28 protein-coding genes are annotated in these 25,383 nt (G+C 40.8%); 7 read left to right on the top strand and 21 right to left on the bottom strand.

Going from position 1 to position 25,383, the window contains the following annotated elements:
• Positions 1–4 precede the first annotated feature (4 nt).
• Both ACQKKO_RS13615 and safA read right to left on the bottom strand, forming a co-directional pair.
• The gene (locus tag ACQKKO_RS13615; protein ID WP_498648053.1) at positions 5–928 is read right to left on the bottom strand and encodes a YhcN/YlaJ family sporulation lipoprotein; all 924 of its coding nucleotides are present in this window, start codon (positions 926–928) and stop codon (positions 5–7) included.
• Between the two features lie 89 nt (positions 929–1,017).
• On the bottom strand, positions 1,018–2,319 hold the full coding sequence (gene safA, locus ACQKKO_RS13610; protein WP_498648051.1) for a SafA/ExsA family spore coat assembly protein: 1,302 nt from the start codon (positions 2,317–2,319) through the stop codon (positions 1,018–1,020).
• Between the two features lie 154 nt (positions 2,320–2,473).
• On the opposite strand from safA, the gene ACQKKO_RS13605 reads away from it, so the two are divergent.
• A complete protein-coding gene (locus ACQKKO_RS13605; protein WP_498648049.1) occupies positions 2,474–3,013 on the top strand; it encodes a transcription repressor NadR in 540 nt (179 codons plus the stop codon).
• Positions 3,014–3,050: 37 nt separating this feature from the next.
• Here the strand turns inward: ACQKKO_RS13605 and pheA are convergent, their stop codons facing one another.
• The 4 genes from pheA to ACQKKO_RS13585 form a co-directional block, all read right to left on the bottom strand.
• Complete coding sequence (pheA, locus tag ACQKKO_RS13600) at positions 3,051–3,929, bottom strand: prephenate dehydratase (protein WP_498648047.1); 879 nt, start codon at positions 3,927–3,929, stop codon at positions 3,051–3,053.
• Positions 3,930–3,947: 18 nt separating this feature from the next.
• Entirely contained in the window at positions 3,948–4,388 is a 441-nt protein-coding gene (locus ACQKKO_RS13595) for a transcriptional regulator ThrR (protein WP_343129941.1), read from the bottom strand.
• A gap of 123 nt (positions 4,389–4,511) precedes the next feature.
• Entirely contained in the window at positions 4,512–5,795 is a 1,284-nt protein-coding gene (obgE, locus tag ACQKKO_RS13590; RefSeq protein ID WP_498648046.1) for a GTPase ObgE, read from the bottom strand.
• A 54-nt stretch (positions 5,796–5,849) separates the two neighbouring features.
• Positions 5,850–6,392: a Spo0B C-terminal domain-containing protein gene (locus ACQKKO_RS13585; protein ID WP_498648044.1), complete on the bottom strand. Its 543-nt coding sequence runs from the start codon at positions 6,390–6,392 to the stop codon at positions 5,850–5,852.
• Between the two features lie 634 nt (positions 6,393–7,026).
• On the opposite strand from ACQKKO_RS13585, the gene ACQKKO_RS13580 reads away from it, so the two are divergent.
• Positions 7,027–7,170: a YrzI family small protein gene (locus ACQKKO_RS13580; RefSeq protein ID WP_343129938.1), complete on the top strand. Its 144-nt coding sequence runs from the start codon at positions 7,027–7,029 to the stop codon at positions 7,168–7,170.
• Positions 7,171–7,366: 196 nt separating this feature from the next.
• Here the strand turns inward: ACQKKO_RS13580 and hemY are convergent, their stop codons facing one another.
• The 10 genes from hemY to ACQKKO_RS13530 form a co-directional block, all read right to left on the bottom strand.
• On the bottom strand, positions 7,367–8,767 hold the full coding sequence (gene hemY / locus ACQKKO_RS13575) for a protoporphyrinogen oxidase (RefSeq protein ID WP_498648041.1): 1,401 nt from the start codon (positions 8,765–8,767) through the stop codon (positions 7,367–7,369).
• Entirely contained in the window at positions 8,764–9,705 is a 942-nt protein-coding gene (hemH, locus tag ACQKKO_RS13570; RefSeq protein ID WP_498648039.1) for a ferrochelatase, read from the bottom strand. Before hemH ends, hemY begins: the two co-directional genes overlap by 4 nt.
• A gap of 23 nt (positions 9,706–9,728) precedes the next feature.
• Entirely contained in the window at positions 9,729–10,784 is a 1,056-nt protein-coding gene (gene hemE / locus ACQKKO_RS13565; protein ID WP_498648037.1) for a uroporphyrinogen decarboxylase, read from the bottom strand.
• 653 nt (positions 10,785–11,437) lie between these two features.
• On the bottom strand, positions 11,438–13,585 hold the full coding sequence (locus tag ACQKKO_RS13560; protein WP_498648035.1) for a transglycosylase domain-containing protein: 2,148 nt from the start codon (positions 13,583–13,585) through the stop codon (positions 11,438–11,440).
• Positions 13,586–13,653: 68 nt separating this feature from the next.
• The gene (locus tag ACQKKO_RS13555; RefSeq protein WP_498648033.1) at positions 13,654–14,286 is read right to left on the bottom strand and encodes a response regulator transcription factor; all 633 of its coding nucleotides are present in this window, start codon (positions 14,284–14,286) and stop codon (positions 13,654–13,656) included.
• A complete protein-coding gene (locus tag ACQKKO_RS13550; RefSeq protein WP_498648031.1) occupies positions 14,279–15,337 on the bottom strand; it encodes a HAMP domain-containing sensor histidine kinase in 1,059 nt (352 codons plus the stop codon). Before ACQKKO_RS13550 ends, ACQKKO_RS13555 begins: the two co-directional genes overlap by 8 nt.
• The gene (liaF, locus tag ACQKKO_RS13545; RefSeq protein ID WP_498648029.1) at positions 15,334–16,077 is read right to left on the bottom strand and encodes a cell wall-active antibiotics response protein LiaF; all 744 of its coding nucleotides are present in this window, start codon (positions 16,075–16,077) and stop codon (positions 15,334–15,336) included. The genes ACQKKO_RS13550 and liaF overlap by 4 nt, the downstream gene beginning before the upstream one ends.
• A 29-nt stretch (positions 16,078–16,106) precedes the next feature.
• Entirely contained in the window at positions 16,107–16,910 is an 804-nt protein-coding gene (locus ACQKKO_RS13540; protein WP_498648027.1) for a DUF4097 family beta strand repeat-containing protein, read from the bottom strand.
• Between the two features lie 93 nt (positions 16,911–17,003).
• On the bottom strand, positions 17,004–17,612 hold the full coding sequence (locus tag ACQKKO_RS13535; protein WP_498648025.1) for a PspA/IM30 family protein: 609 nt from the start codon (positions 17,610–17,612) through the stop codon (positions 17,004–17,006).
• 13 nt (positions 17,613–17,625) lie between these two features.
• Complete coding sequence (locus ACQKKO_RS13530; RefSeq protein WP_498648023.1) at positions 17,626–18,021, bottom strand: LiaF transmembrane domain-containing protein; 396 nt, start codon at positions 18,019–18,021, stop codon at positions 17,626–17,628.
• A gap of 227 nt (positions 18,022–18,248) precedes the next feature.
• Here ACQKKO_RS13530 and ACQKKO_RS13525 point away from each other — a divergent pair, with 227 nt between their 5' ends.
• Positions 18,249–18,962, top strand: coding sequence for a cytochrome c biogenesis CcdA family protein (locus ACQKKO_RS13525; RefSeq protein ID WP_498648021.1), 714 nt, complete (start codon positions 18,249–18,251; stop codon positions 18,960–18,962).
• 54 nt (positions 18,963–19,016) lie between these two features.
• Here the strand turns inward: ACQKKO_RS13525 and ACQKKO_RS13520 are convergent, their stop codons facing one another.
• The 4 genes from ACQKKO_RS13520 to ACQKKO_RS13505 all read right to left on the bottom strand — a co-directional run bounded on the left by ACQKKO_RS13520 (position 19,017) and on the right by ACQKKO_RS13505 (position 22,285).
• On the bottom strand, positions 19,017–19,760 hold the full coding sequence (locus tag ACQKKO_RS13520) for an EcsC family protein (RefSeq protein ID WP_498648296.1): 744 nt from the start codon (positions 19,758–19,760) through the stop codon (positions 19,017–19,019).
• A 12-nt stretch (positions 19,761–19,772) separates the two neighbouring features.
• A complete protein-coding gene (locus tag ACQKKO_RS13515; protein WP_498648019.1) occupies positions 19,773–20,987 on the bottom strand; it encodes an ABC transporter permease in 1,215 nt (404 codons plus the stop codon).
• Positions 20,984–21,727 (bottom strand): ABC transporter ATP-binding protein, encoded by a 744-nt coding sequence (locus ACQKKO_RS13510; protein ID WP_498648018.1) that lies wholly within the window; start codon positions 21,725–21,727, stop codon positions 20,984–20,986. Before ACQKKO_RS13510 ends, ACQKKO_RS13515 begins: the two co-directional genes overlap by 4 nt.
• A gap of 114 nt (positions 21,728–21,841) precedes the next feature.
• Complete coding sequence (locus tag ACQKKO_RS13505; RefSeq protein WP_498648016.1) at positions 21,842–22,285, bottom strand: PCYCGC motif-containing (lipo)protein; 444 nt, start codon at positions 22,283–22,285, stop codon at positions 21,842–21,844.
• Between the two features lie 155 nt (positions 22,286–22,440).
• On the opposite strand from ACQKKO_RS13505, the gene ACQKKO_RS13500 reads away from it, so the two are divergent.
• Together ACQKKO_RS13500 and serC are read left to right on the top strand one after the other, a co-directional pair.
• Positions 22,441–22,866 (top strand): HIT family protein, encoded by a 426-nt coding sequence (locus ACQKKO_RS13500; RefSeq protein WP_498648014.1) that lies wholly within the window; start codon positions 22,441–22,443, stop codon positions 22,864–22,866.
• A 104-nt stretch (positions 22,867–22,970) separates the two neighbouring features.
• Positions 22,971–24,056, top strand: a complete 1,086-nt coding sequence (gene serC, locus ACQKKO_RS13495; RefSeq protein WP_498648012.1) for a 3-phosphoserine/phosphohydroxythreonine transaminase — start codon at positions 22,971–22,973, stop codon at positions 24,054–24,056.
• Here serC and ACQKKO_RS13490 read toward each other — a convergent pair.
• A complete protein-coding gene (locus tag ACQKKO_RS13490; RefSeq protein ID WP_498648010.1) occupies positions 24,053–24,214 on the bottom strand; it encodes a hypothetical protein in 162 nt (53 codons plus the stop codon). The genes serC and ACQKKO_RS13490 overlap by 4 nt on opposite strands.
• Before the next feature lie 71 nt (positions 24,215–24,285).
• Between ACQKKO_RS13490 and ACQKKO_RS13485 the strand changes: the two genes are divergently transcribed.
• Both ACQKKO_RS13485 and ACQKKO_RS13480 read left to right on the top strand, forming a co-directional pair.
• Entirely contained in the window at positions 24,286–24,642 is a 357-nt protein-coding gene (locus ACQKKO_RS13485) for a YtxH domain-containing protein (RefSeq protein ID WP_498648008.1), read from the top strand.
• A gap of 136 nt (positions 24,643–24,778) precedes the next feature.
• A complete protein-coding gene (locus tag ACQKKO_RS13480; protein ID WP_203086259.1) occupies positions 24,779–25,375 on the top strand; it encodes an HTH-type transcriptional regulator Hpr in 597 nt (198 codons plus the stop codon).
• Positions 25,376–25,383 lie beyond the last annotated feature (8 nt).

The raw sequence follows: 25,383 nt of genomic DNA, 5'->3' as shown, positions 1-25,383 counted from the left end.
TCTATTAACGACGCATTCCTTCAAAAGGACGTTTTGCAGCATCGCCTAAATCTTTCATCATGTCGTCCATTGTGTCACGGACGTTATCAAACGCTTCGCCATTGCGCAGCTTATCGTCTGCATTTTGTACTTTGTTAAAGGCTTCTGAGTCGGTTACTACACGAACATCTTTTCCATTCGTTAAGTCTTTGACTCCATTTTTGATCTTCTCAGTTACGTCTTCTTTGTGTTTTCCGTCTTGCATCACAGCAATAACAACTTGGTCGCCGTAAGATACCACACGTGCATCTTTTACGCCATCCATTTTCGCTACATGTGCACGGACGTTTTCAACCGTTTCGCCATCATAACCATCAGCATAGTTCATTGAACGCGCGCCTTGATTATGCATATTGTCACGGCTCTCTACTCCAAAACGATCGTCTCTAGGAAGTTTTTTCCCATGACCTGTTTCCATTCGCGTAGCACCACGGTAGATCATCCCGTTATCATCAATCATTCCGACACGGTCGTTACCAGTAATTCCACGTGAAAGACCTTTCATGTGGTTGCGGTTTTCGTAGTTAGAACGTTTGACACTTGTCCCGTCCATTTTCAATCCACGATTTTGGTTTTTCCCATATGCGCCACCATGATCGCTTTGACCATGCATGCCACCTTGATCATTTGTACCATTCATTCCGCTATAATTCCCTTGTCCGTAAGTGCCACCCTGATAGTTTGTCCCATAACGATTTCCGCGCATTCCTGCGTACCCATCATCTGGGGTCATCATATCTGTTACCGGACCTTCTGAATTCATATGCGTACGATTCGTCCGGTTCATCCCCTGAGAGTTTACACCTGAATCATCGTTATTACCACACGCACCTAAGAGTCCAGTTGATAAAAGCACGGCTGTTGTGACTGTAAGCGTTAGTTTCTTCATATTTGTTTTTGCCTCCTTTCGACATTATTTTGTCTAAAGGAGGCTCATCTTACACTGTTAGTTCTTGGGCACACTGTAAGGATTAATGATTAATCCTCATAATCATCCTGTTCCTTGTACTGATTAATTTGTTCAGGCTGCTGATATCTAGACATTGGAATCATCTGACCTTGCGGATTCATCATCATAGGTTCAGTTGGTGCATAGCCGAACCCTTCAGGCTGTTGATACCCATTCTTGTATGATTCGGGCTGCATGTATGAATTTGGTTGATTGCCATACATTGGCATAGATCCCATATTCCATTGACCATGATGGTGGCCCGAATGATGTGGTCTAGGCGGTGAGCACGGAGCACATCCTGGCATCATTGGACTAATTGGTGTATAGGGCTGTTTAGCACCATACTCCATCCCACCCCATGATTGATTTGGAACTGGCATATTTTGTTGTGCCATTGGCATTGGTTGATTCGGGTACATCGATCCTTGTTGTGCAGTTGGCCATCCTTGGTTTGGATTCATCGATCCTTGTTGTGCGGTTGGCCATCCTTGATTTGGACTCATCGATCCTTGTTGTGCGGTTGGCCATCCTTGATTTGGACTCATCGATCCTTGCTGTGCGGTTGGCCATCCTTGGTTTGGATTCATCGATCCTTGCTGTGCGGTTGGCCATCCTTGATTTGGACTCATCGATCCTTGCTGTGCGGTTGGCCATCCTTGATTTGGACTCATCGATCCTTGCTGTGCGGTTGGTGCACCCTGATTCGGTTTCATTGCTCCTTGCTGTGCGGTTGGCCATCCTTGATTCGGTTTCATCGATCCTTGTTGTGCAGTAGGCATTCCTTGGTTTGGCTTCATCGCACCTTGCTCAGCAGTTGGCATACTTTGGTTTGGCTGACTCGTTCCTTTTTGAGCCGTTGGCTTTCCAGTAGGCTCTGCACTCCCTTTTGTTTGAGCAGGCTTTTGAGCGGTCGGTTTTTCTGCTGCTTTTTTTGGGGGTGGTGGTGTATTTGCCGGTTTCTCCTGCATATAAATGTTCATATTTGCTTGATAATTTTTCGTTGGTTCTTTAGCTGGTTTATGTGGCATCATAACTGGTGGTGCTTTAGGCATGGATGGTTTTTTTACTTCTTTTTTAGGCGCTTCTGTTTTTACTTGTTCTTTTTTACTTTCTTTAGGTTTAACTGTTTCCTTTGAATAATCCTTAGCAACTCCGGCTTCTTTTTTTACAGCGACACTGCCTGAAGGAATTTTAATTTTCATTCCAGGCATGATCATATCAGGATTAGCCAGCTGTGAGTTTGCTTTCTTTAATTCCGTGAAATCAACACCATACGCTTTCGAAAGCTTCCAAAGCGTATCTCCTTTTTGCACGATATGAATTTTCACATGATCAACCCTTTCTTAGTCATCCGTTTATTGTATGCGGGACTTGGGCATATTGACACATTCGCTTAATTTCCTACCGCCAATAGTGTATGTGATCCATTTTTAAAATAGACCATGTTATACTGATAACAGAAGGCTAAGGGGAGTTGTGAAAATGTCAAAAGGTGATAAATTAGTTGGTGACACTAGGCGTACAGCCATTTTGAATTGGTTATCAGAGGATTCCAAACCCATTACCGGAAGTGAACTTGCAAGACGATCAAATGTAAGTAGACAAATTATTGTTCAGGATATTTCTATATTAAAAGCTAAAAACCATGAAATCTTTGCAACAGCTCAAGGATATATGCTACTTCCCAAACCCAAGACATCCAAAGTAACTCAGTTGCTTGCTTGTAAACATGACCTTACACAAACAAAAGAAGAATTATACATCATGGTTGATCATGGACTAACTATCCGTGATGTCATTGTGGAACATTCATTATATGGCGAATTAACAGCCTCACTTATGATCAAAACACGCGCTGATGCAGACCTCTTTTACCTCCAGATAAGCCAATCAGGCTCGCAGCTTCTTTCAGCACTCACAGAAGGTGTGCACTTACATACCGTTGAAGCGGAAGAGGTAGCGCAGATAGAGCAGGCTAAAGAGGCTTTACGCAATAAACACATCTTACTCGAAGACAATTAAAAAAATGGAGGGGGTCCTAAATGACCTCCTCCATTTTTTAACGTATAACCGAATTTTCTTTTAGATCACTTAACGAATAGCACGTATAGCTTCCAAGTAATTCTACCTTGCAACCAAGAACCTCAAGCTCAGAAATGGCACCGGGGATTAGTACATCGTCCATCTTTTGATCAATGTCAATTATAAAATAATAATTCCCAAGCCCTGTTTTTGTTGGTCTTGATTCGATCTTGGACAAGTTTAGCTTACGCCAAGCAAAAGCTGACAACACTTGATGAAGTGCCCCCGTGTAATCCTCTGGTAACGTAATCATTAGAGTGGTCCTGTCACTGATTTTGTATGGGCCAATCACATCATGTGATTCATCGTGACGTCCAAGAACTAAAAAGCGTGTCCGATTACTGCTATAGTCTTGAATGTTCTGGTGGACCATCGTTAAGCCATATTCTTTCGCAGCCAATTCATTTGCTATACATGCAACAGGCTCAGCTGGGTTTGCCGCAAGCCACGCAGCTGCCGATCCGGTGGAATTTGTGTATTCAACCGTTGAGTCTGGATAGGTCTCTTTTAAGAAATCATGACACTGTGCAAGGGCATGAGGATGTGACAGTACACGTTCCGGATGATTCCCTTTTTCAATCTGTACCGGGTGCATCAGAAATTGCTGAGCAATTGTAACTGTTACACCAGCAATAATTGGCAGTCTTTGCTTATGAATTAAATAATCAAGCGTAATATTAACAGATCCCTCAATCGTATTCTCAATTGGAACAACCGTTACATCTAGATCGCGACTTGATACCTTATCCATACTCAAAGGAATTGTTTGACAAGGAATCAATTCTTCTTCAGGAAATAAGGCGGTAGCCGCCATTTCTGTAAATGTTCCTTTTGGTCCTAAAAAACCGACTTTCATTTAAAAACTCTTCCTTTCTCAACCTGAACCAGCAAGTTCCACTTTCTCAACAGCCTTCAGTTTTTTCATTTGCTCAAATAACTCATCGAGCTGCATCGTTATCGGAGCCGTATCAATAGATAACGTAATATGAGCTCTTCCCTGTAATGGGATTGTTTGATTAATCGTTAAAATATTTGCACCCGTATTGGCTACGATCATTAATAATTCTGATAACGTTCCTGACTTGTCCACCAAATTAATTGATAATGTCACGATTTTTTCCTTTGCCATTGCATGAAAGGGGAAAATCCCGTCTTTATATTTGTAAAATGCACTTCGGCTTAATCCGACTTTCTGAGCCGCTTCGTTAATTTTCTTTGCCTCTCCAGACTGTAGCATGGATTTAGCTTCTAATGTTTTAATCATTGCATCTGTTAAGATATCTTCTCTTATAAGGAAGAACCGTCTCGCTGACATGCCACTTCATCTCCCTGATTTATACACTGTTCACTACGGGTGTACAAAAGTACTCTCCCCTATTATAGGAGGTACATCTACATTTGACAACCAAAAAAGGAGATGCAAGCACCTCCTTTTCTGCTATTCGATAAATTCAAATTCGTAATTTAAGATTCGTACAAGTTCTCCATGTTGAGCTCCACGTTCACGTAACGCAGCATCTACGCCCATTTTACGAAGTTGACGCGCAAAGCGACGAACCGATTCATCACGTTGGAAATCAGTCATCTTAAAGATTCTCTCAAGCTCCACACCAGCAATATCATATACACCGTCATCAGCACGAGTAATGATAAATGGATCTTTTCGTTTTTCATGCTTATATAAAACACGAGTTTCTTCATCATCTTCTTCATATAAAGGAAATTCTGGAGCCCCTTCAAGCTCATCAGCAATTTTTGATAACAGCGATTTTAAACCATCTTTTGTCAATGCAGATACAGGGAAAATGGGTGTATCTTCTGTTAGCTGTTCACGAAACTTCTCAAGATTGTCACTAGCATCAGGCATGTCCATTTTATTAGCAACAATTACCTTTGGACGTTCCGTCAAACGCAGATTATACTGCTTTAACTCATCTTGGATGCTTAGATAATCCTGATACGGGTCACGTTCCTCCATAGCTGCCATGTCAATAACATGGACAATAACTCTTGTACGCTCAATGTGTCGAAGGAATTGATGTCCAAGACCAGTTCCTTCATGTGCGCCTTCAATTAATCCAGGCAGATCCGCCATTACAAAGCTTCGATGATCCACTGTCTCAACTACACCTAAGTTAGGAGCTAGCGTTGTAAAGTGATAATCTCCAATCTTAGGCTTTGCCGCTGATACAACAGATAATAATGTTGATTTACCTACACTTGGGAATCCAACCAAACCAACATCCGCGAGTAGCTTTAGTTCTAAAGTAACTTCACGCTCTTGTCCCGGCTCTCCGTTCTCCGCCGTATCAGGAGCAGGGTTTGCAGGTGTCGCAAAACGAGTGTTTCCACGTCCACCTCGACCACCTTTTGCAATAACAGCCTGTTGACCAGCTTCTGTTAAATCAGCAATAATTTGACCCGTTAATTCATCCACAACAGTGGTACCCGGTGGAACCTTAACAATCATATCATCTGCGTTTCTACCATGCTGGTTTTTAGGACGACCATTTTCTCCTTTAGGCGCTTTAAAATGCCTGTTGTAGCGGAAATCCATTAACGTACGTAAGCCTTCCTCAACTATAAACACAACACTTGCTCCTCGACCACCATCTCCACCAGCTGGCCCGCCATCAGGAACGTATTTTTCTCTACGATAGGAGACTTGACCGTTCCCGCCATCTCCTCCTTTAGCATAAATCTTTACTTTATCTACGAACATGTTTTTCACCTCGAATACGTATTTAACGCGTTTAACAAACGTTCTTGCTATTCTTTACACTTTCTTTATCAATATAGTAATTACGCATTCATACTCATCTTGATGCAACAGGGCACATATTAAGTTTGAATCGTTTGCTACTTTTAATAAGTCTTTCCAATCGGCTTCTTTTAACTCTGTTTCCCCAATAAAACGGAATGTTAGTAAGCAATCTTGCTCCGAATAGTCAAACGTTATCATGACGCTGTTCTCAGATGTAAAAGAAGACGATTGATCAAATTGATTCATAATTGAGCGAGTCATTAAAAGAAGGGATTCTCCCCAGCTTTCAAGTGACCATTCCTCGCCAGTCATCTCATAATTTAAATCAACCTTTTGACTACCCCAATTATAACCGATCAGAAAAAGACTCAATTCAGGAACTCCAATATTACAAAGTTTGCTTTCTGAAATTGACTTTTGAGTTGTTTGCTCAATGATTTCTTCAATTCGGTGATAATGACCAAGAGCTAAATTTCCTTTTATCAGTTGTAGAATATTTAACCAATCATGTCGTGTATGTGTAAGTGTCGATAAAAGATCCTCATGTCGGGTCATTCAAACTCTCCTCGTTTTTCACCTTGTATGAACAGAGTGTATAAAGTGTACAAACCATTTTATCATAGAATATCCCGTACAAACAGCAAAGTTCGGAATCTGTGTATAAGGACTTAGTGAAATTCGTCATCCACATCCATATATTTACTATCTTAATATAATTTAATTTTAAGTTTGTCAACCCTTTTTATAAAATTGTCAACTTATTTTCACAAAAAACCTTTACATTGTGTCTGTTATTAGCTATACTTTGAAACGTATTAACAAATCGAAAGGAGCTGAGTACTATGACTAATCTACATCTAGATCCAATGATGAGAACTTCTTCACAAACTAAATATTCATATGCTCACGCCCATCTGTTTTCGATAGAAACTGGCTATTAAAAGACCACTAATCCAATGTTTAGGATCTTGATATAGTCGCAGGGATGAGATCATTCCTGCGGCTTTTATATCTTGTGAAATCCGCGGTGTGTACGCTGCGGATTTTTTGTGCTCTTTTTTAATAGAAATTATTAGAATAGGAGGAAGAAAATGTGACGAACATGATGAAAGGCTCACTCGTATTAGATTGGTATAAGAAGGTGAAAGGCTTAACCTGAAGGAATTGACTTAGACAGGAGGAATTGAACATGAATTTGCACTTTATCTTTTTTACAATTGTGATAAAAAAGCGCGTGTATACAGATGCTGAATTAAAAGAAATTGAACGTCAGCAGAAGCTTTCTGAAGAATTAGAAGCAACGCGCACAAAATATCTTACGTATACCCGCTAATTTCGGTTTACGTAAGGAGTTTGGAACACAACTAAAAAACAATGAAAAAATGGCGAATGATTCGATTGCAGAATCATTCGCCATTCGTGATTTTATTGGACAAGCGAAGGGAGAACGCGAGGGATTCTCCTGTAGCGAATTTGTTGCTATGTTCGTGTTTACATAGGTAATTGATTGTTATGTCCAAGCTTTATTTCTATCGTTCTGCCTCAATAATCGCTTTTGCACTAGCCTTGCCTTGATCAATACAATCAGGTAGACCGACGCCTTCAAGTCCAGCTCCTGCGATGGCTAGTCCTGGCAGGAATGCCTCAACGTCCTCTTTCATTTTGTCTAGCTTGAACGTATGACCCACTTGGTATTGTGGATTAGACCAGCGACTCACATAATAAAATTCTGGTTCTTCCTTAATCTCTATTACGCGCGATAAATCGTTTAGCACCGTTTGAATGATTTCTTTATCAGATTTGCGGACAATTTCACTGTGCCCCGGACGTCCAACATAACAACGGAGGATCACTTTTCCTGGAGGAGTGGTATGACGCCATTTTTTACTTGTCCACGTACAGGCTGTAATGGTGTACCCACTTTTTCTAGAGACAACAAAACCTGTTCCTTCTTCAGCTTGAACAACCGCTTCTTCTGGGAATACCATAGCCACTGTGGAAATTGAGGTCATTTCCATTTGCTTAAAGTAATCAAAATAAGGATAGTGAGCTAATAGATTTGCAGTGACTGGTGGTGGCGTGGTCACAATGACGTAATCAAACACTTCTTCTTTGTCATCTTCATATTGAAGGATAAAGCCTGCTTCTGTCTTTGTGATACTTTTCACATTTTCATTTAGGTGAATAGCCTCTGAATCAAGCTTATCAGCAACTGCTTCAACAAGCGATTCGATACCATGTTTTAACGTTTGGAACATACCTTCTTTTTTCTTTGGTGCGCCGTTTACCTTTTGTGTTTTTGGACGACTTTTCTTGATTCCTTTGATCAAGCTGCGATTCGCTTCTTCCATTTGTTGAAAGTGAGGAAATGTAGCTTTTAGACTGAGCTTATTCATATCTCCACCATAGATTCCGGATAGGAGAGGTTCGATGAGATGATCCACCACTTCATTTCCTAGTCTCTTTCTAAAAAAGTGCCCAAGCGAGATATCTTCATTATGTCCCATTGTTTTAGGAATAACAAAGTCACCAAGCGCACGAATTTTCCCTAATGGACTAAACAAACCTGTCTGGACGAATGGTGTTATTTCTGTAGGCACACCCATTACGGCTCCAGCAGGAATCGGGTACAGACTTGTCCCCTTTAAGATATAGGATTGTCCCGTATCATTTGTAGTCAAATCATCTTTCAAACCCACTTCTTCAATTAAAGTGGTCATACTCGTTTTTCGCTTTAAATATGAATCAGGACCCGCCTCGATTACGAAGCCGTCTCGTCTATACGTTTGAATTTTCCCACCTAGTCGATTGGACCCTTCAATCACACTGTATTCTAGTTCAGTTTCTCCACGCTGGTTTGCTTTTTCAATCTCAAAGGCAGCGGCAAGACCTGTTATGCCGCCACCTATGATTGCTACTCTTTTTTTCACAAAGAGTCCCTTCCTTCTATTAGCTTTTTCCGAATAACATTGGCTAAACTAGCTAAAAATTCAGGATCTGTGTTGGGCATTTTGGGTCTAAAGTAATCAACACCCAGCTCGTCCGTAACAACCTTACACTCATAATCGTTATCAAACAAAACCTCTAAATGATCAGCTATAAACCCTACCGGACAATATACGAATGCCTTATATCCCTTATCGTGATAAAGCGTTCTTGTTAAGTCCTGAACATCCGGTCCGATCCATGGATCTGGTGTATTCCCTTCACTCTGCCAACCAATTTCATAGTGCTTGATCCCTGTCATTTCCGCTAAAAGGTCCGCCGTTTCCTTTAATTGATCTGGATAAGGGTCACCAGCTGCAATGATTTTTTCTGGAAGGCTATGCGCTGAAAAGATGACACAGGTCTCATTTGGATTTGGAACACGGTCCATCGTCTCTTTAATTTGACTTGACCAATAATTTAAGAATCCAGGTTCTTTGTACCAGCTCTCCACACTATGGATCGTAAGCCCACCCAAACGCTCCGCTTCTGTTTGCGCACGCTGATTATACGATTTCACACTAAAGGTTGAGAAGTGAGGCGCAAGAACTAAGCTAACCGCTTCCTCCACTCCGTCCTGTACCATTTCTGCTACCGCATCTTCAATAAATGGTTCAATGTGCTTCAGACCAAGATACGCCTTTACTTCATACTCATCAAGCGTCTCATTTAAAATATGTTCAATTCCCTCGGCTTGCTCTTCTGTAATGACTGCTAAAGGACTTAAGCCACCTATGGCTTCATATCGATCCATTAAATCTTGTAAGGCTTCTTCACTTGGCTTACGCCCACGTCGAATATGTGTGTAATAAGGCTCAACCTCTTCTTTTGAACGCGGAGTTCCGTAAGCCATAATTAAAATTCCTAATTTCTTTTTAGCCATAACAAAACGCTCCTTCTAGTCACCTATAATGTATGTGTTTGCTTATATTGAGCTGAATATTCATGTACAAATGCTGTAAGTCGTTTTAGGACCGCAGGATCCACTTCAGGGAAGACACCATGACCAAGATTAAATATAAAGTGGTTTGACTTCATTCCTTGGTCCAAAATAGCCTTTGCCTTCGCTTCAATGACCTCCCATGGAGCAAGGAGAATAGCAGGGTCTAAGTTCCCTTGAACCGTTTTCGTCACACCAAGCTCTCTTGCTTCTGTTACAGAAAGTCTCCAATCCAGTCCGACAACATCAAGAGGAAGTGAATTCCACTCTGTTGCTAGGTGGCTCGCTCCGACACCGTGCATGATAAGAGGTACATTCTCGGAACGAAGTGCGTTAAACACTCGCTCCATTACCGGCTTAATATACGTGACATAATCCTCACGACTCAACGCACCCACCCATGAATCAAACAACTGAATGGCCTCGGCCCCGGCCTTAATTTGAGCCTTAATATAAGAAATGGTAACGTCACCAAGCTTGTCCATTAAAAGAAACCAAGCTTTAGGATTTGCGTACATAAACGCTTTTGTATGATGATAGTTTTTAGAAGGCCCGCCTTCAATCATATAGCTGGCTAGAGTAAATGGTGCCCCGCCAAAGCTAATAAGAGGCACATCGAGTTGTGTTCTAAGCAGCCTAATCGTTTCTAACACATAGTCTACATCTTTTTCCGGCTCTATCATGCCAAGGCGCTCCACGTCCTGTAACGATGTAATCGGGTTATGTATAACTGGACCAATTCCTGACTTAATTTCAACATCTACCCCAATGGCCGGAAGCGGCGTCATAATATCCTTGTATAGAATGGCTGCATCATTGTTATACTGATCAACTGGAAGCTTTGTCACATAAGCACATAGTTCAGGCTGATGTGTAATCTCAAACAAAGAATACTTTTCTTTAATTTTGCGATATTCAGGCTGAGAGCGCCCCGCTTGTCGCATGTACCAAACCGGGACGTGTGTATGATCCTCTCCCCTGCATGCCTTTAAAAACGTATCATTAAATTGATTTTCTCCCATAGTATGTATCCACCCTTCTCTCTAACTAAAAGCCGAACGATCTTTTATCCACTCTCTAGTTTACTTTATTTCAATAAGAAAAGCATTCCACGCGAATCATAATCTATCATTCACTATAATAACCTGAATTTGCTATGTATACACCCACCACTCAACTGTCATAAATTTGATGAAAAATAGGAAGGCTGCGGTGTCTCATTTTGTGTGAAATGGATTATGTGCAAGCTCTTTGTTGATTCTGTATTCTCTTTGTTGATTCTATCCTCTCTTCGTTGATTCCGCGCTCTCTTTGTTGATTCCGTCCTCTCTTTGTTGAATTATCACAACCGCCCCCTACTCTACTCCTTTAAAATAGTTTGACGTACTATTAAAAGCGGACGGGACGAGCGGACGACTCCCTAGGGAAAAAAGGGCAAAGCTGAAATGAACCTGGCGCAGCCGGTTTAGTTCAGCGCCCTCCCTAGGAAAGCGTTCCGCTCGGCACGGGAGCGAAGACGAAGCTCACAATCAATCCTTTCTCGAAATCCATAAAAAGTATGACATGCTATTAATAGCGAACAAGACGAGCGGACGACTCCCTTAGGAAAATAGGGCAGAGCGAGGCCGAAGCTCCCATCCCCAATCCAAAAAAACTGGAGAGCTCACTCCCCAGTTTAAAATGAAAAGCCAATATCAAAATCAGCTTCTGCGATATTTGATGCGTCTCCTTCGATTCCTGCGTTTTCATCGTAGGGTACTACCTCATATGTTTTTGAGGAGAATGGGTTTAATCTAGAGTGAGCGTAGCTACCACCCTGCACATCTGAGGCAATGAGCTCTTTCTCGCCTTTGTGTACTTCGTAAATGTTATAGCGAACACGCTCATCCTCAGAAGGGGTCCATTGTAGATCAACGGTAAGTAATCCTTTTCCGCCCACTCGCATTGTTGCGTTCAAGTCATCAACTGCTATTAGAGGAATAGGCGGGGCCAAATCTTCTACATCATCTGGCTTCTCAAATGCAACATTACGCATCTCGTCAGGTAATTCATTGACGATATTTTTAAACAATACTGTTGGATAAGAGCTACCTTCCTTTAAGTATTGTGTCTTTGTCGTAGAATCGTACCCCATCCAGACTGCCCCAACAACGGTTGGTGTGTATCCAACAAACCATGCATCCATTGTTGCACCTGGCACACCGGGATATGTCGTAGACCCTGTTTTCCCGGCGATCGGCGTTCGAGCAGTTCCTGCTTTAGCCGTTCCATCTGTCACAACTGATTGAAGCATTCGTGTCATGTTCCAAGCATTTTGCTTTGACATCACTTCCGTTTGAACTGGGCTCGCGCCACCTATTTTTTCACCGCTGCGGTCATAGAGCTCTTTAATAAAATAAGGATCAATAATTCGACCTTCTTCGTTAAACGCACGATATGCTTTTACAAGCTCAAACGGAGTAACACCTTCTTTTAATCCACCTAAGGCGATGGATAACCCTCGATCTGAAATCTTAAATCCAAATTCCCCTACCTTCTGCAACGATCGGTTTACACCAATTTCATTTAACAACCATACAGCAGGCGCATTTGCCGACTGAACTAACGCATCATACATCGTCATTTCTCCGCTATACTGGTCGTTAAAGTTCTTTGGCATAAACTCATTGTATGCAAGTCGCTCATCGCGAAGCATGGAATAAGGACTGTATGCACCCGATTCTAGCGCAGGTGTGTATACAGATATAGGCTTAAACGTCGATCCGGGCTGACGCATTACATTTACCCGATTTAATCCTAAGCGGACGTAATCTCTCCCGCCTTGTACAGCCAGAACGCCACCCGACTCACTATCCATCATCATAACGGTTGCTTGCGCATCTTCATTTTCTTCTGGAAAATAGATAGGGTCCTGTAGTTTGTCATAGGTGGACTGCTGCAATGATTTATTCATCGGTACAACAATTTGATAGCCACCTGTCATTAATTCTTCCTGAGAGAGATGATAGCGGTTCTCCGCTTCTTCCATAACCATATCGATATACGTATACAACGCTTCGTTTTCAACTGGAGTTTGCACATCAAGAGCAATGGTTCTTCCCTTTAATCGCACACTCTCATCCGCTGTAATAAAGCCTTGATTTTCCATTAACGTTAAGATTAGATCCCGTCGATCCTTACTCCGGTCTGGATCATTAATAGGCGAATAACTATTTGGTGCTTTTGGTAGACCCGCAAGCAAGGCCCCTTCATCAACCGTAAGCTCACTAACATCCTTATTAAAATACAGCTTAGATGCTGTTTGAAGGCCATATGCACCATGGCCAAAATAGATTTGATTTAAATACATTTCAAGTATTTCATCTTTGCTGTACCGTCGTTCTAAATTTATAGAAATAAAGACTTCTTTCACTTTACGAAGCCATGATTTTTCATTTGTCAAAAATACGTTTTTCGTTAATTGTTGAGTGATCGTGCTTCCACCTTCAGCCTTTCCACCCGATTCAATGTTCTTGAAGACAGCTCGTCCAATCGCACGAAAATCGATACCAGAATGCTCATAAAAACGATTGTCCTCTACAGCTACAAATGCTTCTTGAACATGTTCGGGAATCTCATCTATAGACACTGGCTGACGGTTCTCTACATATAATCTAGAAATCAGTTCTCCTGATTCGTCAACTAATGAGCTAGAATTATTCATAACTAGCTTCTCGTTATCAATGACATAATTACCTGCTAATATGACAATGGCATAGACAAGAAGACCGGCTAATAGTGCAGAGATAGCCAGTACAACGTAGGTTACTATTCTCTTGAACACGTTTCTTCCCTCCCTCTGATGCAGATGCCATTAGTATGTCCCAATGTGATCTTATTCCATGTAATGATTTATTTTACCAATCCATGGCGATGAGCATAGATAGCTAGCTGTGTACGATCATCTAGATCTAGCTTGTGCAAAATATTGCTTACGTGCGTTTTAACCGTTTTAATTCCAATATATAAGTGCTCTGCAATCTCTGAATTTGTTTTTCCATCACCAATTAATAAAAGAACGTCTAGCTCTCGCGCCGTTAGTTCTTCATGTAAGAGCTTCACTTGATGGGATCTCATCTTATTCATCATCTTTGTTGCGACCTTTGACTCAACAACAGGCTCTCCCTTAGCTGCGGCACGGATTGCTTTGGCAATATCAGCTGCAGAGGTTGTTTTCAATAGATAACTAAACGCCCCAGCTTCAATGACCGGGATCACCATTTCATCGTCTATAAAACTTGTTAGAACAATGATCTTACTTTCTGGTTTTTTCGCCATAATCCTTTTAGTCGCTTCAATACCATTCATTTTGTCCATTAATAAGTCCATTAGAATCACATCTACATCGTTTTCAAGTGCTAGTTTTGAACCCAGCTCTCCATCGCTTGCTTCGCCAGCCACTTCAATGTCCTTTTGCGTTGAAAGATAGGCACTCACACCCATTCTCACCATTTCATGATCATCAATTAATAGCACCTTAATCACTAATATCTTCCCTCCAGGCGAATGGAACCTTTGCCTCAATTTGAGTACCTTTACCGATCGCAGATTTCACTTGAAGGATCCCCCCGATCTCATTCATTCGTTCCTTCATCGTTTGAAGTCCATATGAACCTTGATTAACCTGAGTTGGATCGAATCCCTTCCCGTTATCAATTACAGAGAGCTTCCATTCTGTTTTGCCTGCCTTTAATCGACATTCGATTTTTGAAGCTTCCGCATGCCTTAATATATTTGAGAAGGCTTCTTGCACCATCCGAAAGAGTTGATCTTCAAATCCTTGAGGCATGTTTAAATCTGGTTCAATATCATGAATAATTTGAATGCCTTGCTTTTCTTTCATCTCATGAAAAAGTTGATTGAGACCCTCTTGTAGACTTCTTCCTTTTAATTGAGTCGGTCTTAAATGCAAGAGTAGACTTCTCATTTCAGATTGGGCCAAATTGGCCATTTTTTCTACACTTTGAAGCTGAGTTAGATTCATTTCCTTGTTTAACTCTGCCCCTTCTTTCACAGCAGCTGTCATCATTGAAATTGCAAAAAGCTGTTGACTCACTGCATCATGGAGCTCTCTGGCTAAACGATGTCTCTCCTCTGTTATAGCAGCACGCTTGACTGTGTCCTGCATCGTTGCATTTCGAGCCGAAAGACGTTGCAAAGACGCCACTTGCTCTTCCACATGTTCAGCCATTGAATTCATTTTGGTGACGAGTTCTGTTAGTTCGTCCTCACCTTCTATACGAATGCGATGAGAAAAGGTTCCACGATCATATAAAGTGGCTCCATGCAGAACGGTTTCCATCCTGCGCTTTAGCGGATCTGCTTGTAGAAATCCACTTAAGAACCCAGAAGCGATCATTAAAAGCGCGAGCCAGCCAAGGATCGGAATCCCAAGTAACTGATGATCAAAAATAACGAGAAACCCACGATTCTCGTTATTCGTTATAAGTAAAATAACAAGAATGGTTACTAACAAAGAATGCACGAGTCCATGACCAACAAACTGCCATAAAAAGCTTGAGAATTGTTTCTTCATATCTCACGCACCTTCACAGACCCTATCGCGCAGGAAAGAACGAATTTGACCTTGCGAACGCCGCTTTGATAATCTTCCGAACGTAAAAGGGTGGTTTGATTAAATCCACCTTGTTTTGAATGTAAGATCGAGCTATCACCGACCAATACGTAAGATTGAATGGTATACGCAAGATCCTCTGGCATGTATATTTGAACATCACCAATCACATTCTCTACAATGATTAGCGTCTCTCCCTCAGGAATAATTGCATTTGTTAAATCAATGCGTACATCCCCCACCCCATTCCAAATTTGCATATCGGTTAACTCAAATGGGGTAGACGTAAAGCGAACCTCACCAACCAAATTTCGTTTAATAAACGTTTGGTCATCTCCGAGATTTTGGTGACGCAATTTTTGATGTTCATCGATTGGAACGGGTTTTGGAGTTTTGTGCTTTTCTTTTTTTACTTTATTACCTTGTTTTTCAGAACGAACCAGCTTCAAACCAACATAGATAAAAATGAGTGCAAAAACAACCGTAATTAAAGAGATATGAAATAACTGACTAACAAAAATGATCAACGCAATCATCATAAACAGTTTGCCTAATCTTCGTCTCTTACCTCGAACGAAAAATACTCCTAAGGCGAGGAAGATCAACGGCGCCAAAAAGGAGTTTGAAAAGAAAGCAAGAATATTAAACAAGATCAGTAAACCAACAATGGCAAAGATACTTCCTATAATGGTTTTCCGCAAGATCTTCCCTCCTTTATGCTGACTGACTTTTAATTGAGTGTAATGTCTCCGGATAGGGTGGATATTTCAACCTCAGCATTTCCATTACTAATTGAACTGCTATATTCTCTCGCTTTAATTCGAGTTCCCTGGTCCATAATTGTTCCACTTAATGTATCAAGATCGTACTCTGCGTTCCATGTAGGAGATGTTACATCAACCTTACCAGAAACGGTATCAACCGAAAGATCGCCTTGCTCTCTGTCATACTGCACCGAAACATTTCCTGAAACGGTATCAGCTTGGATCTCAGAGCTTGTTACCTGTACCAAATGAACATTACCCGAAACGGAATCAATATCAATTTCATCCGTCTGTAGATCACCTGAATTCACAAGATCACCCGAAACCATTTCCATCGTCAGCTCACCTAAAGTAAAGTCTCCATCAAGTGTAATATCGCCGGAGACAGTCGAAATATCCAGGTCCTTTGTAAAGCTTTTTGGTAGGTATACGGTTGCTTCACCTTTCTTAAACGAGTTAGAAAAAGAAGGAAACCAACCAAATCTCTTATGTTCCGTTTTAACCTTTAGCTGACTACGTCCCTGCTCTACTTTAAAAGGTTTACCAGTTTCACCTTCAGACAATTCAATGCGTAGTTCATTATCATCAACAGGTACAATGGTCCAACGAAAAGCTTTACTCTCGAGTGATATGTCATTTATTCCATCAAGTGATTCCGTAACATGGTCCACCTGAGAATTTGCAAAGTTTGAAAAGAATAGCGGAAACGTGGTTAGTACGAGTAAAATGAATCCAACAACGATCATAGCAAAACCGATTAGTTTTTTCATCCGGCCACCGCCTTTATCTATTAGTCACTATATCTGTTTTCTTTCGTTTTCACAAGATCGAAAGCGAGGTCTCCCCCGCTCTCACGCTTGCAACTATCCTTGTTTTGATGCTTTCAGTTGAGCTAGTTCAGCTTCAATTTCAGCTTTTAAATTGTCATTTTCAATCTCAAATGCTGCTTTGCTCCATTGGTCAAGTTCCTTTGAGTCATTTGAAGCAAAATGACTGGTTTCGGCAAACATTTTCTTCAACTGCGTTCCTGCCTTATCCGCTTCCTTTTGCTGTTCAAGTTCTTGCTTCTGTTCAGCCTTCACTTTAAGTGAAGCTTCAAGCTCATGAATGTCCGTCTGTAAATCTAAGATCACTTGTTTATTCTGGTCGATTAGTGCTGTGAATTTTTGTTGTTCGTTAAGGGCTTGGCGCTTATCAATCAGAGCCCTTTTCGCAAAATCTTCTTCCTGTTTTTCAATGGCTATTTCAGCTTGTTGTTGTCTTTTATCGGCTAATTTTCCTGCCGTTTCAATCGCACGTTCAAATGTTTGAAACATTCTTTCCTGTTTCGTTACCTGCTCTTTTTTCTTTACAATAGAATGTTTGGTATCACGAATTTCTTGTTTAAGTAAAGAAAGTGGATCTTCCATACGCTCTAACCCTTCGTGGATTGATGCCTTTACCAGTCGTTCAACTCGAGTAAAAATACTCATGTTAATTCCTCCCCTATGATTGTTTATTCATTAGATGATTAAATTCTTCATCTAACGTTTTTTTTCTTTTTACATCTTTCATTTGATAAGGTGAATAGCTTGTGTCGTCTGAATCATCATCTGATTTGATAGAACGATAACCAAAATACAAAAGTAAGCTAGCAATAAAAAATGGGATCAGCGCACCAACTCCACTTAAGGCGAACAATCCGCCGATAATAAATAGAACGATACTGCCTGCGGACAGGCCTCCTACTCGTTGATACTTCTTAAAACCCCAATACATAAGTGCTAGACCCAAGGCTAACGGAATAAGTCCACCTAGGTGCACACCAATCAAACCAAGTAAAATGATTACTCCTATTGTCATTAAGACAATACCGAGTCCTGAATTCTTACGGTTACCCATCGCAATCTCTCCTTTCTTTTTGTTATCTTTATTGTAGGAGAATCATGTTGTTATTACGCCGAGCTAGAGCATGGTTTTAACTCCGCCCTAAGGCTGATCCTTTCATCCGCCTCAATCTGTATCCGCCTTCATTTTGTCATAGTTATATGCACAGAATTTCGTTATACTAAGAGTTCAACGACCTACATAGAATGATAGAATGGCAAGTGAGAGAAGGAGTGAAACATATGGAGGTTTCGATATGGTTAGCGTTTTTCGCTGGCATGATTTCTTTTTTGTCTCCATGTATTTTTCCATTGGTACCTGCCTACTTAGCTCAGTTAACAGGAGCTTCCATATCAAATGGCCAAGTACAGGCTGAGAGACATTTAATCTTAACAAGAAGCGTTGGGTTCATCCTGGGCTTTACGATTATCTTTGTCCTGATGGGAGCGTCGTCTTCGTTCCTCGGGCAGATTTTCTCAACAAACCGCACACTGATTGAACAGCTTGGTGGTATCTTTATCGTATTGTTTGGTTTGCAGATGGCTGGTATTATCTCATTACGATCGCTTTTAACTGAGAAAAAACTTCCGATTAAACCTCGGAAAACAGCCAGCTTCTCTAACTCGCTGATGATAGGTTTTTTATTTGGTGCAGGTTGGATGCCTTGTATTGGTCTGGTTCTAGGCTCCATCCTAATCATCGCCGGAAGCAGTGAAACCATGGGACTTGGAATCTTATTATTGTTTATTTACTCAGCAGGCCTCGGGGTTCCGTTTTTAATCGTCGCCTTTTTCTGGTCCAAGTCCCTTTCAAAACTAAAGATCATGAATCGCTGGTTACCAACGATTCAACGAGTAAGCGGTATATTGATGATTATTCTTGGAATTATGCTGTTTACTGGATATTTCCGAATTCTATCCGCATACTTTGCACGTTTTGTACCATTCTCCATTTAACAAGTAAAAAGAGGCGAGGGATCCATCTGCGGATTACTCGCCTCTTTCAGTCGATTATTCAGTTGGTTCGTTTAGCATGCGCATACGGTAACTATTCATGGCAGTGGTCTTTAGAATCTCAAGAAAGTGAGAATTGGCTGCAGCACCTACAATGGCTCCAAAACCCGGTACAAGCTGGAGCATCTTAGGTAAATCAATAAAGTCCCGATAACTTAACTGAAATGCTTTCCAATCCATTGCAAGCGGATCGTTTGGATCTTCCGGTAACTCTTTAGCATAATCTTCCCAATTCTCCACTCTCTGTAATAGCAAAGCTCGCTCTTCTCCCTCAGAAAAAGCTAACTGAAAAATGGTGAGAATGAAAAGTCTCTCTTTAAATGTCTTGCAATCATAGCCATACGTGATGGCTGTATCAAACAAAAACTTCATTTTAATGCTGAGAAGCAAAGGGAAATCAGCTAGGCCAAGCATAATACCACCCGCCCCTGTTCCAATCCCCTCTACTACAGCCGTGTTTTTGTACGTTCGAAAAAGCTCCTGTACTTGATCTTCTCGTTCTTCAAAGGTTGTTGTTAGATCTAATTCTCTTTTAGACACATATTCTGACCCAGTAAGCGCGCCTTGTACCATGTGTTTGACGCTCGCTGTCACTACGGTATGCACCTTTTCTGGAATAAAGGTATTCGCCTTCTTTTGCCACTTTTTTGCGAACCGACCAGTCATTGATTGACTTTTTCCTAGCTTCCTCTTCCAACGAATCATCTCTTCCTTTGCGTCTTGCTCGTAGACAGATACGATAAGAGTCCCCTCCTATACAGCTTGTTTTTTTCGGCGATGAATTAACGATACACTTCCGACATATGCAAAAAGAAGTCCTGCTGCTAAAGCAACGACTGCTACTAGTGGATCTCCACTTAATAGAAGAACAACGGTTAACACAATAGCCATTACGGTTAATAGCTTTAAACTTAAGTGAGTGAGCGCTTTTTGTCTTCCATCCGGCTCAATTGGATAAATATCAACCCACATATTCATATCATAATGGTACCAGATGGTAGAGAGCTGCATCATGACCATATGCATGAAGACAAGGAATACCGGAACCTGAATCCATCCATTAGGGATAATCGTTAACACAAAGGCTCCCACTGCTACAAGTCTTACATAAATGCCTAGGTAATCATTGGCTCGAACAAATGACCTGGCCATTAAAAACGAATAAACTGACTGAGCTTTCCCCGCTAATAAAGGGATAAGCCAGCTTAAGTATCTACGCTCTCTCACTTGATTACGAAGCTTAGGTACATCCGTAAACGCATTTGCAATCCGGTAGAAGAACATAACCATACTTTCTTCTACTTCAATTAAATGATTCCACTTGATGGAGTATGCCTGACCAATCTTCCTCCAATAAAAAACGTACAATCCCAACATGAGTAACAATATGATGACTACAAATGAGACTCCTGCCTGTGAAAAGAGTAAGTAAAGTAGTACAACATTAACTAATCCACGCAGGAGCATGTGAGAAATTCGTTCTTGTTTGCTTTGTAGTCGTTGTTCTTCCCAGCTAGATAGAATGTTCCATAGCTTTGCAAGCACAAGCACAACGAGAGTTGACCAGAACACAATACCCGTTCCAATTCGAAGCACAAATAAAGGTCCTAAAAGTAATAGCACAATTAAGATGACACCTACTTGCATAAAGAAGGAGTATCGGATGGCTGAACGGAAATAGTCACCCATTTTTGCTTCAAATGGCAATAAGAAAACAACATCGGCTTGTTTGACAAAGGTTCGTACTCTACTTCGTGTCAGGATAAGTAAAAATACAACCGTAAATAACTCCACAGTCGGAAACTCTGCTGGTAGCTGCTCTAGAATTTGTTGATAGTAGTAGCTACCAACAATAAATAGAAAGTAAACAGTAAATAGAAACCCACTGTTTCCTATCAACTTTAAATAACGACCTGCTTCCTTCCAATATGATCGGACTCGTTCTTGCCATAAGCTTTGTCCATTCATAGGATTTCTTCCTTGGTCATTTCTATATAAATGTCATCGAGCGTCGCATTTGGCTTTCCAATATGCTGCTGCATTTCTGAGAGCGTTCCCTCTAATACTTTTCGACCGTGGTGTAAAATGATAAACCGATCACAATAACGCTCAGCTGTAGCTAATATATGGGTGGACATTAGAATAGCAGACCCTCTTTTTTTCATGTCCGAAATAAAGTTTAGGAACGATTGAATCCCCAGCGGATCAAGACCCACAATCGGCTCATCTACGATGTACACGGGTGGCTCGATGAGGAAGGCACTCATAATCATTACTTTCTGGCGCATGCCTTTTGAAAAATGACTTGGATACCACTTCTTCATTTTAGTCATCTTAAATTCCTTTAAAAGCTTTTCAGCACGTTCTTCAAAATCCTTGGAATCAAGTCCATACGCAACCTTTGTTAGTTCAAGATGCTCCCAAAGTGTTAATTCATCATATAAAACAGGTGTTTCTGGTATGTATGCATATGATTTTCTATACTGATCAGCATCTTGTTTAAAGCTGATCCCATCTATTGTAATTTCACCTTTTTGTGGTTGTAGAAGTCCTAAGATATGCTTAATCGTTGTACTTTTTCCGGCACCATTTAAGCCGATCAATCCAACAATCTCCTGTTTATTAACAGAAAGATTCACATCATGTAGGACGGGCTTCTTAGGATGATACCCACCGGTTAATCCAGTAATTTTCAAAAGCTCTGCCATAGTGAACACTCCTTTGTGTATCTATCTTACCAAAATTGCCTAATGAAAAACCAGCAAACACATGTAATCTTTTAAAAGATAAAAAGACTGCCCGTAGACAGTCTCTAAGTCGTATTATTCTTTATCCGTCTCAGGATCGGTGCCCTCACCGTATTGATTCACAACCATCTCGCGAATTTCCTCAATGGATGAGCCGTTTTGCCACGCTTCTATGCTGTAGGCCGCTGAATCAATACATGCGTTACATCTGGCTCCATGATCATTCCATGTTACACTTCCATCCTCTTGGTGCTCATAGACAAAGGCTTGGTACAAATGATCAAGATCACTTGGTTCCCCATCTACACCATAGCTTGGGAGCTGCTCTAACACTTCTCGAAAGTCCGGGATGCCTTTATAAAGATTTCCAATATTATCAGGATAGTATTCCAAGAAGCTGGGTAGATTCGCAGCAGAAGCTGTTTCTTCATGTACATCTTCTTGAACTTGCTCAGGCTGTGCCTGGCAACCAACTAATATACTTACCAACATCAAGCCCATAAGAAATAATCGTTTCATTTGTCCACTCCATTCAACTAACCATTCGCTTAAAAGTATATCACATGCTCACTGTCTCACTTTTTACAATCTAACGAATTCTAATTGAAAAACCTCAAGTTAGAGAGTAAGCTAATTGAATAATCGAAATAACCAATCGGAAAGGATGAACTGATATGTCATCATGTATATTTTGTAGCATTGTAGCTGGAGATATTCCTTCAAAGAAAATCTATGAGGATGAGGACACCTATGCTTTTTTTGATATTAGTCAAGTGACAAAAGGACATGCTCTTGTCATTCCTAAACACCATCATGAAAACCTGTTTGATTTACCTGAATCAGAGTTAACAAGCGTGTATCAATCAGTACAAAAAGTTGCTCACGCATTAAAAGAAGCGTTTTCTCCTGCTGGCTTAAATTTAGTGAATAACAATGGACAAGCAGCTGGGCAAACAGTATTTCACTATCATGTTCATCTCATACCAAGATATGATGTAACAGACGGATTTGGAGCAAAATGGGAAGAACACGGATCTGAGTATTCCGAAGAAATGTTTGAAGAAATGCGTGTAGACGTATTAAAAAGAATTTCTAACTAGAGGATTTTTGTTAGGTAACTAAAAAAAAGAAACGAGCCTTCATTTCTATGGTAGGATAGAGTTACAATGACACGCACTAAAGTGGTAAAGGGGAGAGTACGTAGATGAATACAGTATATAATTTTAATGCAGGTCCTGCAGCATTACCAAAAGCTGCTCTAGAAGCCGCACAAAAAGAATTGTTAAATTTCAATGATACAGGTATGTCTGTGATGGAGCTTAGTCATCGCAGCCAAGATTACGATGCCGTTCATCAACAAACAAAACAACTGTTAAAAAAGCTACTTTCCATTCCAGACACTTACGATATTTTGTTTCTTCAAGGTGGAGCGAGCCTTCAATTTGCAATGACCGCTTATAACTTGTTACCACAAAACAAGGTGGGCCAGTATGTTCTCACTGGCTCTTGGTCTGAAAAAGCGCTAAAAGAAGCGAAGTTAATTGGCGAGACAAACGTCCTTGCTTCTGCAAAAGAAACAAATTACTCAACAATCCCTGATTTAAGTGATGCTTCGTTTACTGATAACGACGCTTACGTACATATTACGTCAAACAATACCATTTACGGAACTCAGTGGAAGGCATTCCCGGACCTCTCGCACGCTCCGCTTATTGCAGATATGTCGAGTGATATTCTCTCAAAAAAAATTGACGTGAATCAATTTGGAGTGATTTATGCTGGTGCCCAAAAGAACTTAGGTCCCTCCGGAGTAACTGTAGTCATAGCTAAAAAGGAACTGGTTCAACAAGCACAAGTTGATCATGTTCCAACCATGCTTCGTTATCGCACGTATGCAGATAATGACTCCTTATATAATACACCACCGACTTTTGGTATTTACCTACTCGGGAAAGTGCTCGAGTGGGCTGACTCAATTGGAGGTTTAGAAAAGCTAGAACAGGTGAATGAAGAAAAAGCAAAGATCCTTTATGACACGATCGATTCAAGCGATGGTTTCTACAAAGGACATGCCCATCCTTCTTCTCGCTCATCCATGAACGTAACATTTACCCTGCCGAATGAAGAGCTTAGCAAGTCCTTCTTATCTCTAGCAAAAGAACGAGGATTTGTCGGGCTAAATGGACACCGCTCAATTGGCGGGTGCAGAGCATCCATCTATAATGCAGTTCCATTAGAAGCTTGTATTGCTCTACGTGACCTAATGAACGAATTTAAAAGCACTCACTAACGCAGCATAAGAGCCACGGCACAAGCAAGAAAGAAAACAACCGCCACACTGTAAGCAAGAAGCAATGGGCGGTGTTTTCTTACATGCTCTGCTTGCAAGATGCAGTAAAGCCCCACAAGGCTAAACGCAATAAACAACATGATAATTCCTTCAATCATACGTATCACCCCTTTGGTGATGTATATGCAAGGGCTTGGTTTACAGACTACATTTAAGGGAGCGTTCCATTATGAATTTTAAATCAATTGGTGTTGGGTTACTCGCAGGTACTCTTGTATCTGGAGTAGCTGTGTTACTTACAGCTCCAACTTCTGGAAAAGAACTCAGAAACAGCTGTCAGAGTTCAGTGAATTCATTGCGTCAATCCGCAAAACAATTGTCTAGAGAAGGAATTGAGATCAAAGAACAGGCTGTTGAAACCTTTAAAATGAGTGGAGATATTTTAAAAACAGCAGGTAGTGAGATCAAGCATTCAATCGATCAATGGCAAGAAGAAACAGCTCCTTCTATTGAACGAATTAAGTCAGAAGTTGAAGACGTACAAAAAAACGTAGAAGAATTGCAGAAGCTAGTCAAAAAAGATTAGGTAGGATTTTTGTATATTCCGAAAATTAGTACTTTATTTCTTACCCATTTCTTGTCATAATAAAAGTATTCAAAAATAATGATAGAGAGATATACGCAGGGAAGTATTGTGACGGATTATGGATGGAGGAGATTACATGGAACACCAAACGCCGCACTCTTTAAAGCAATCAGTTATGTTTAGTCATCGCCTGGCCCAATTAAGTAAAGCTCTCTGGAAGTCAGTTGAAAAGGATTGGCAGGCATGGATAAAGCCTTTTAACTTGAACTTGAACGAACACCACATTCTTTGGATTTCTTATCAGTTAGATGGGGCTTCCATTACAGACATAGCTAACTTCGGCGTTATGCACGTCTCCACTGCTTTTAACTTTTCAAAAAAGCTTGAAGCTCGTGGTCTTCTCGCCTTTTCAAAAAAAGAAAATGATAAGCGAAACACTTACATTTATTTGACGGATGAAGGAAAAGAATTATTGCTTGAAACCTTTCGTAGCTACGATGAACATACGTACAGTGTATACGGTGGTGCTTTACCCATTAAAGAGCTATACGGGAAGTTCCCTGAATTCTCTGAGCTACTTAGTATTGTGCGTCATGTATACGGGAGTGACTTTGTTGATCGATTTGAGAGTTCCCTCCTCAAATTTGAAGATTGCCTGAATGAAGAAGATGGGCATCTCTGTATAAAATCATTATCTGATAATGAACAAGAGGACATATCAAAATCTTCGTAACAAAAAAT

Source organism: Alkalihalobacillus sp. NPDC127517 (genome assembly GCF_050276055.1).
Taxonomy (GTDB): domain Bacteria; phylum Bacillota; class Bacilli; order Bacillales; family Bacillaceae_D; genus Alkalicoccobacillus.
Note: the sequence above shows the minus strand (reverse complement) of the source record. Positions and strands in the feature narration are given on the sequence as shown.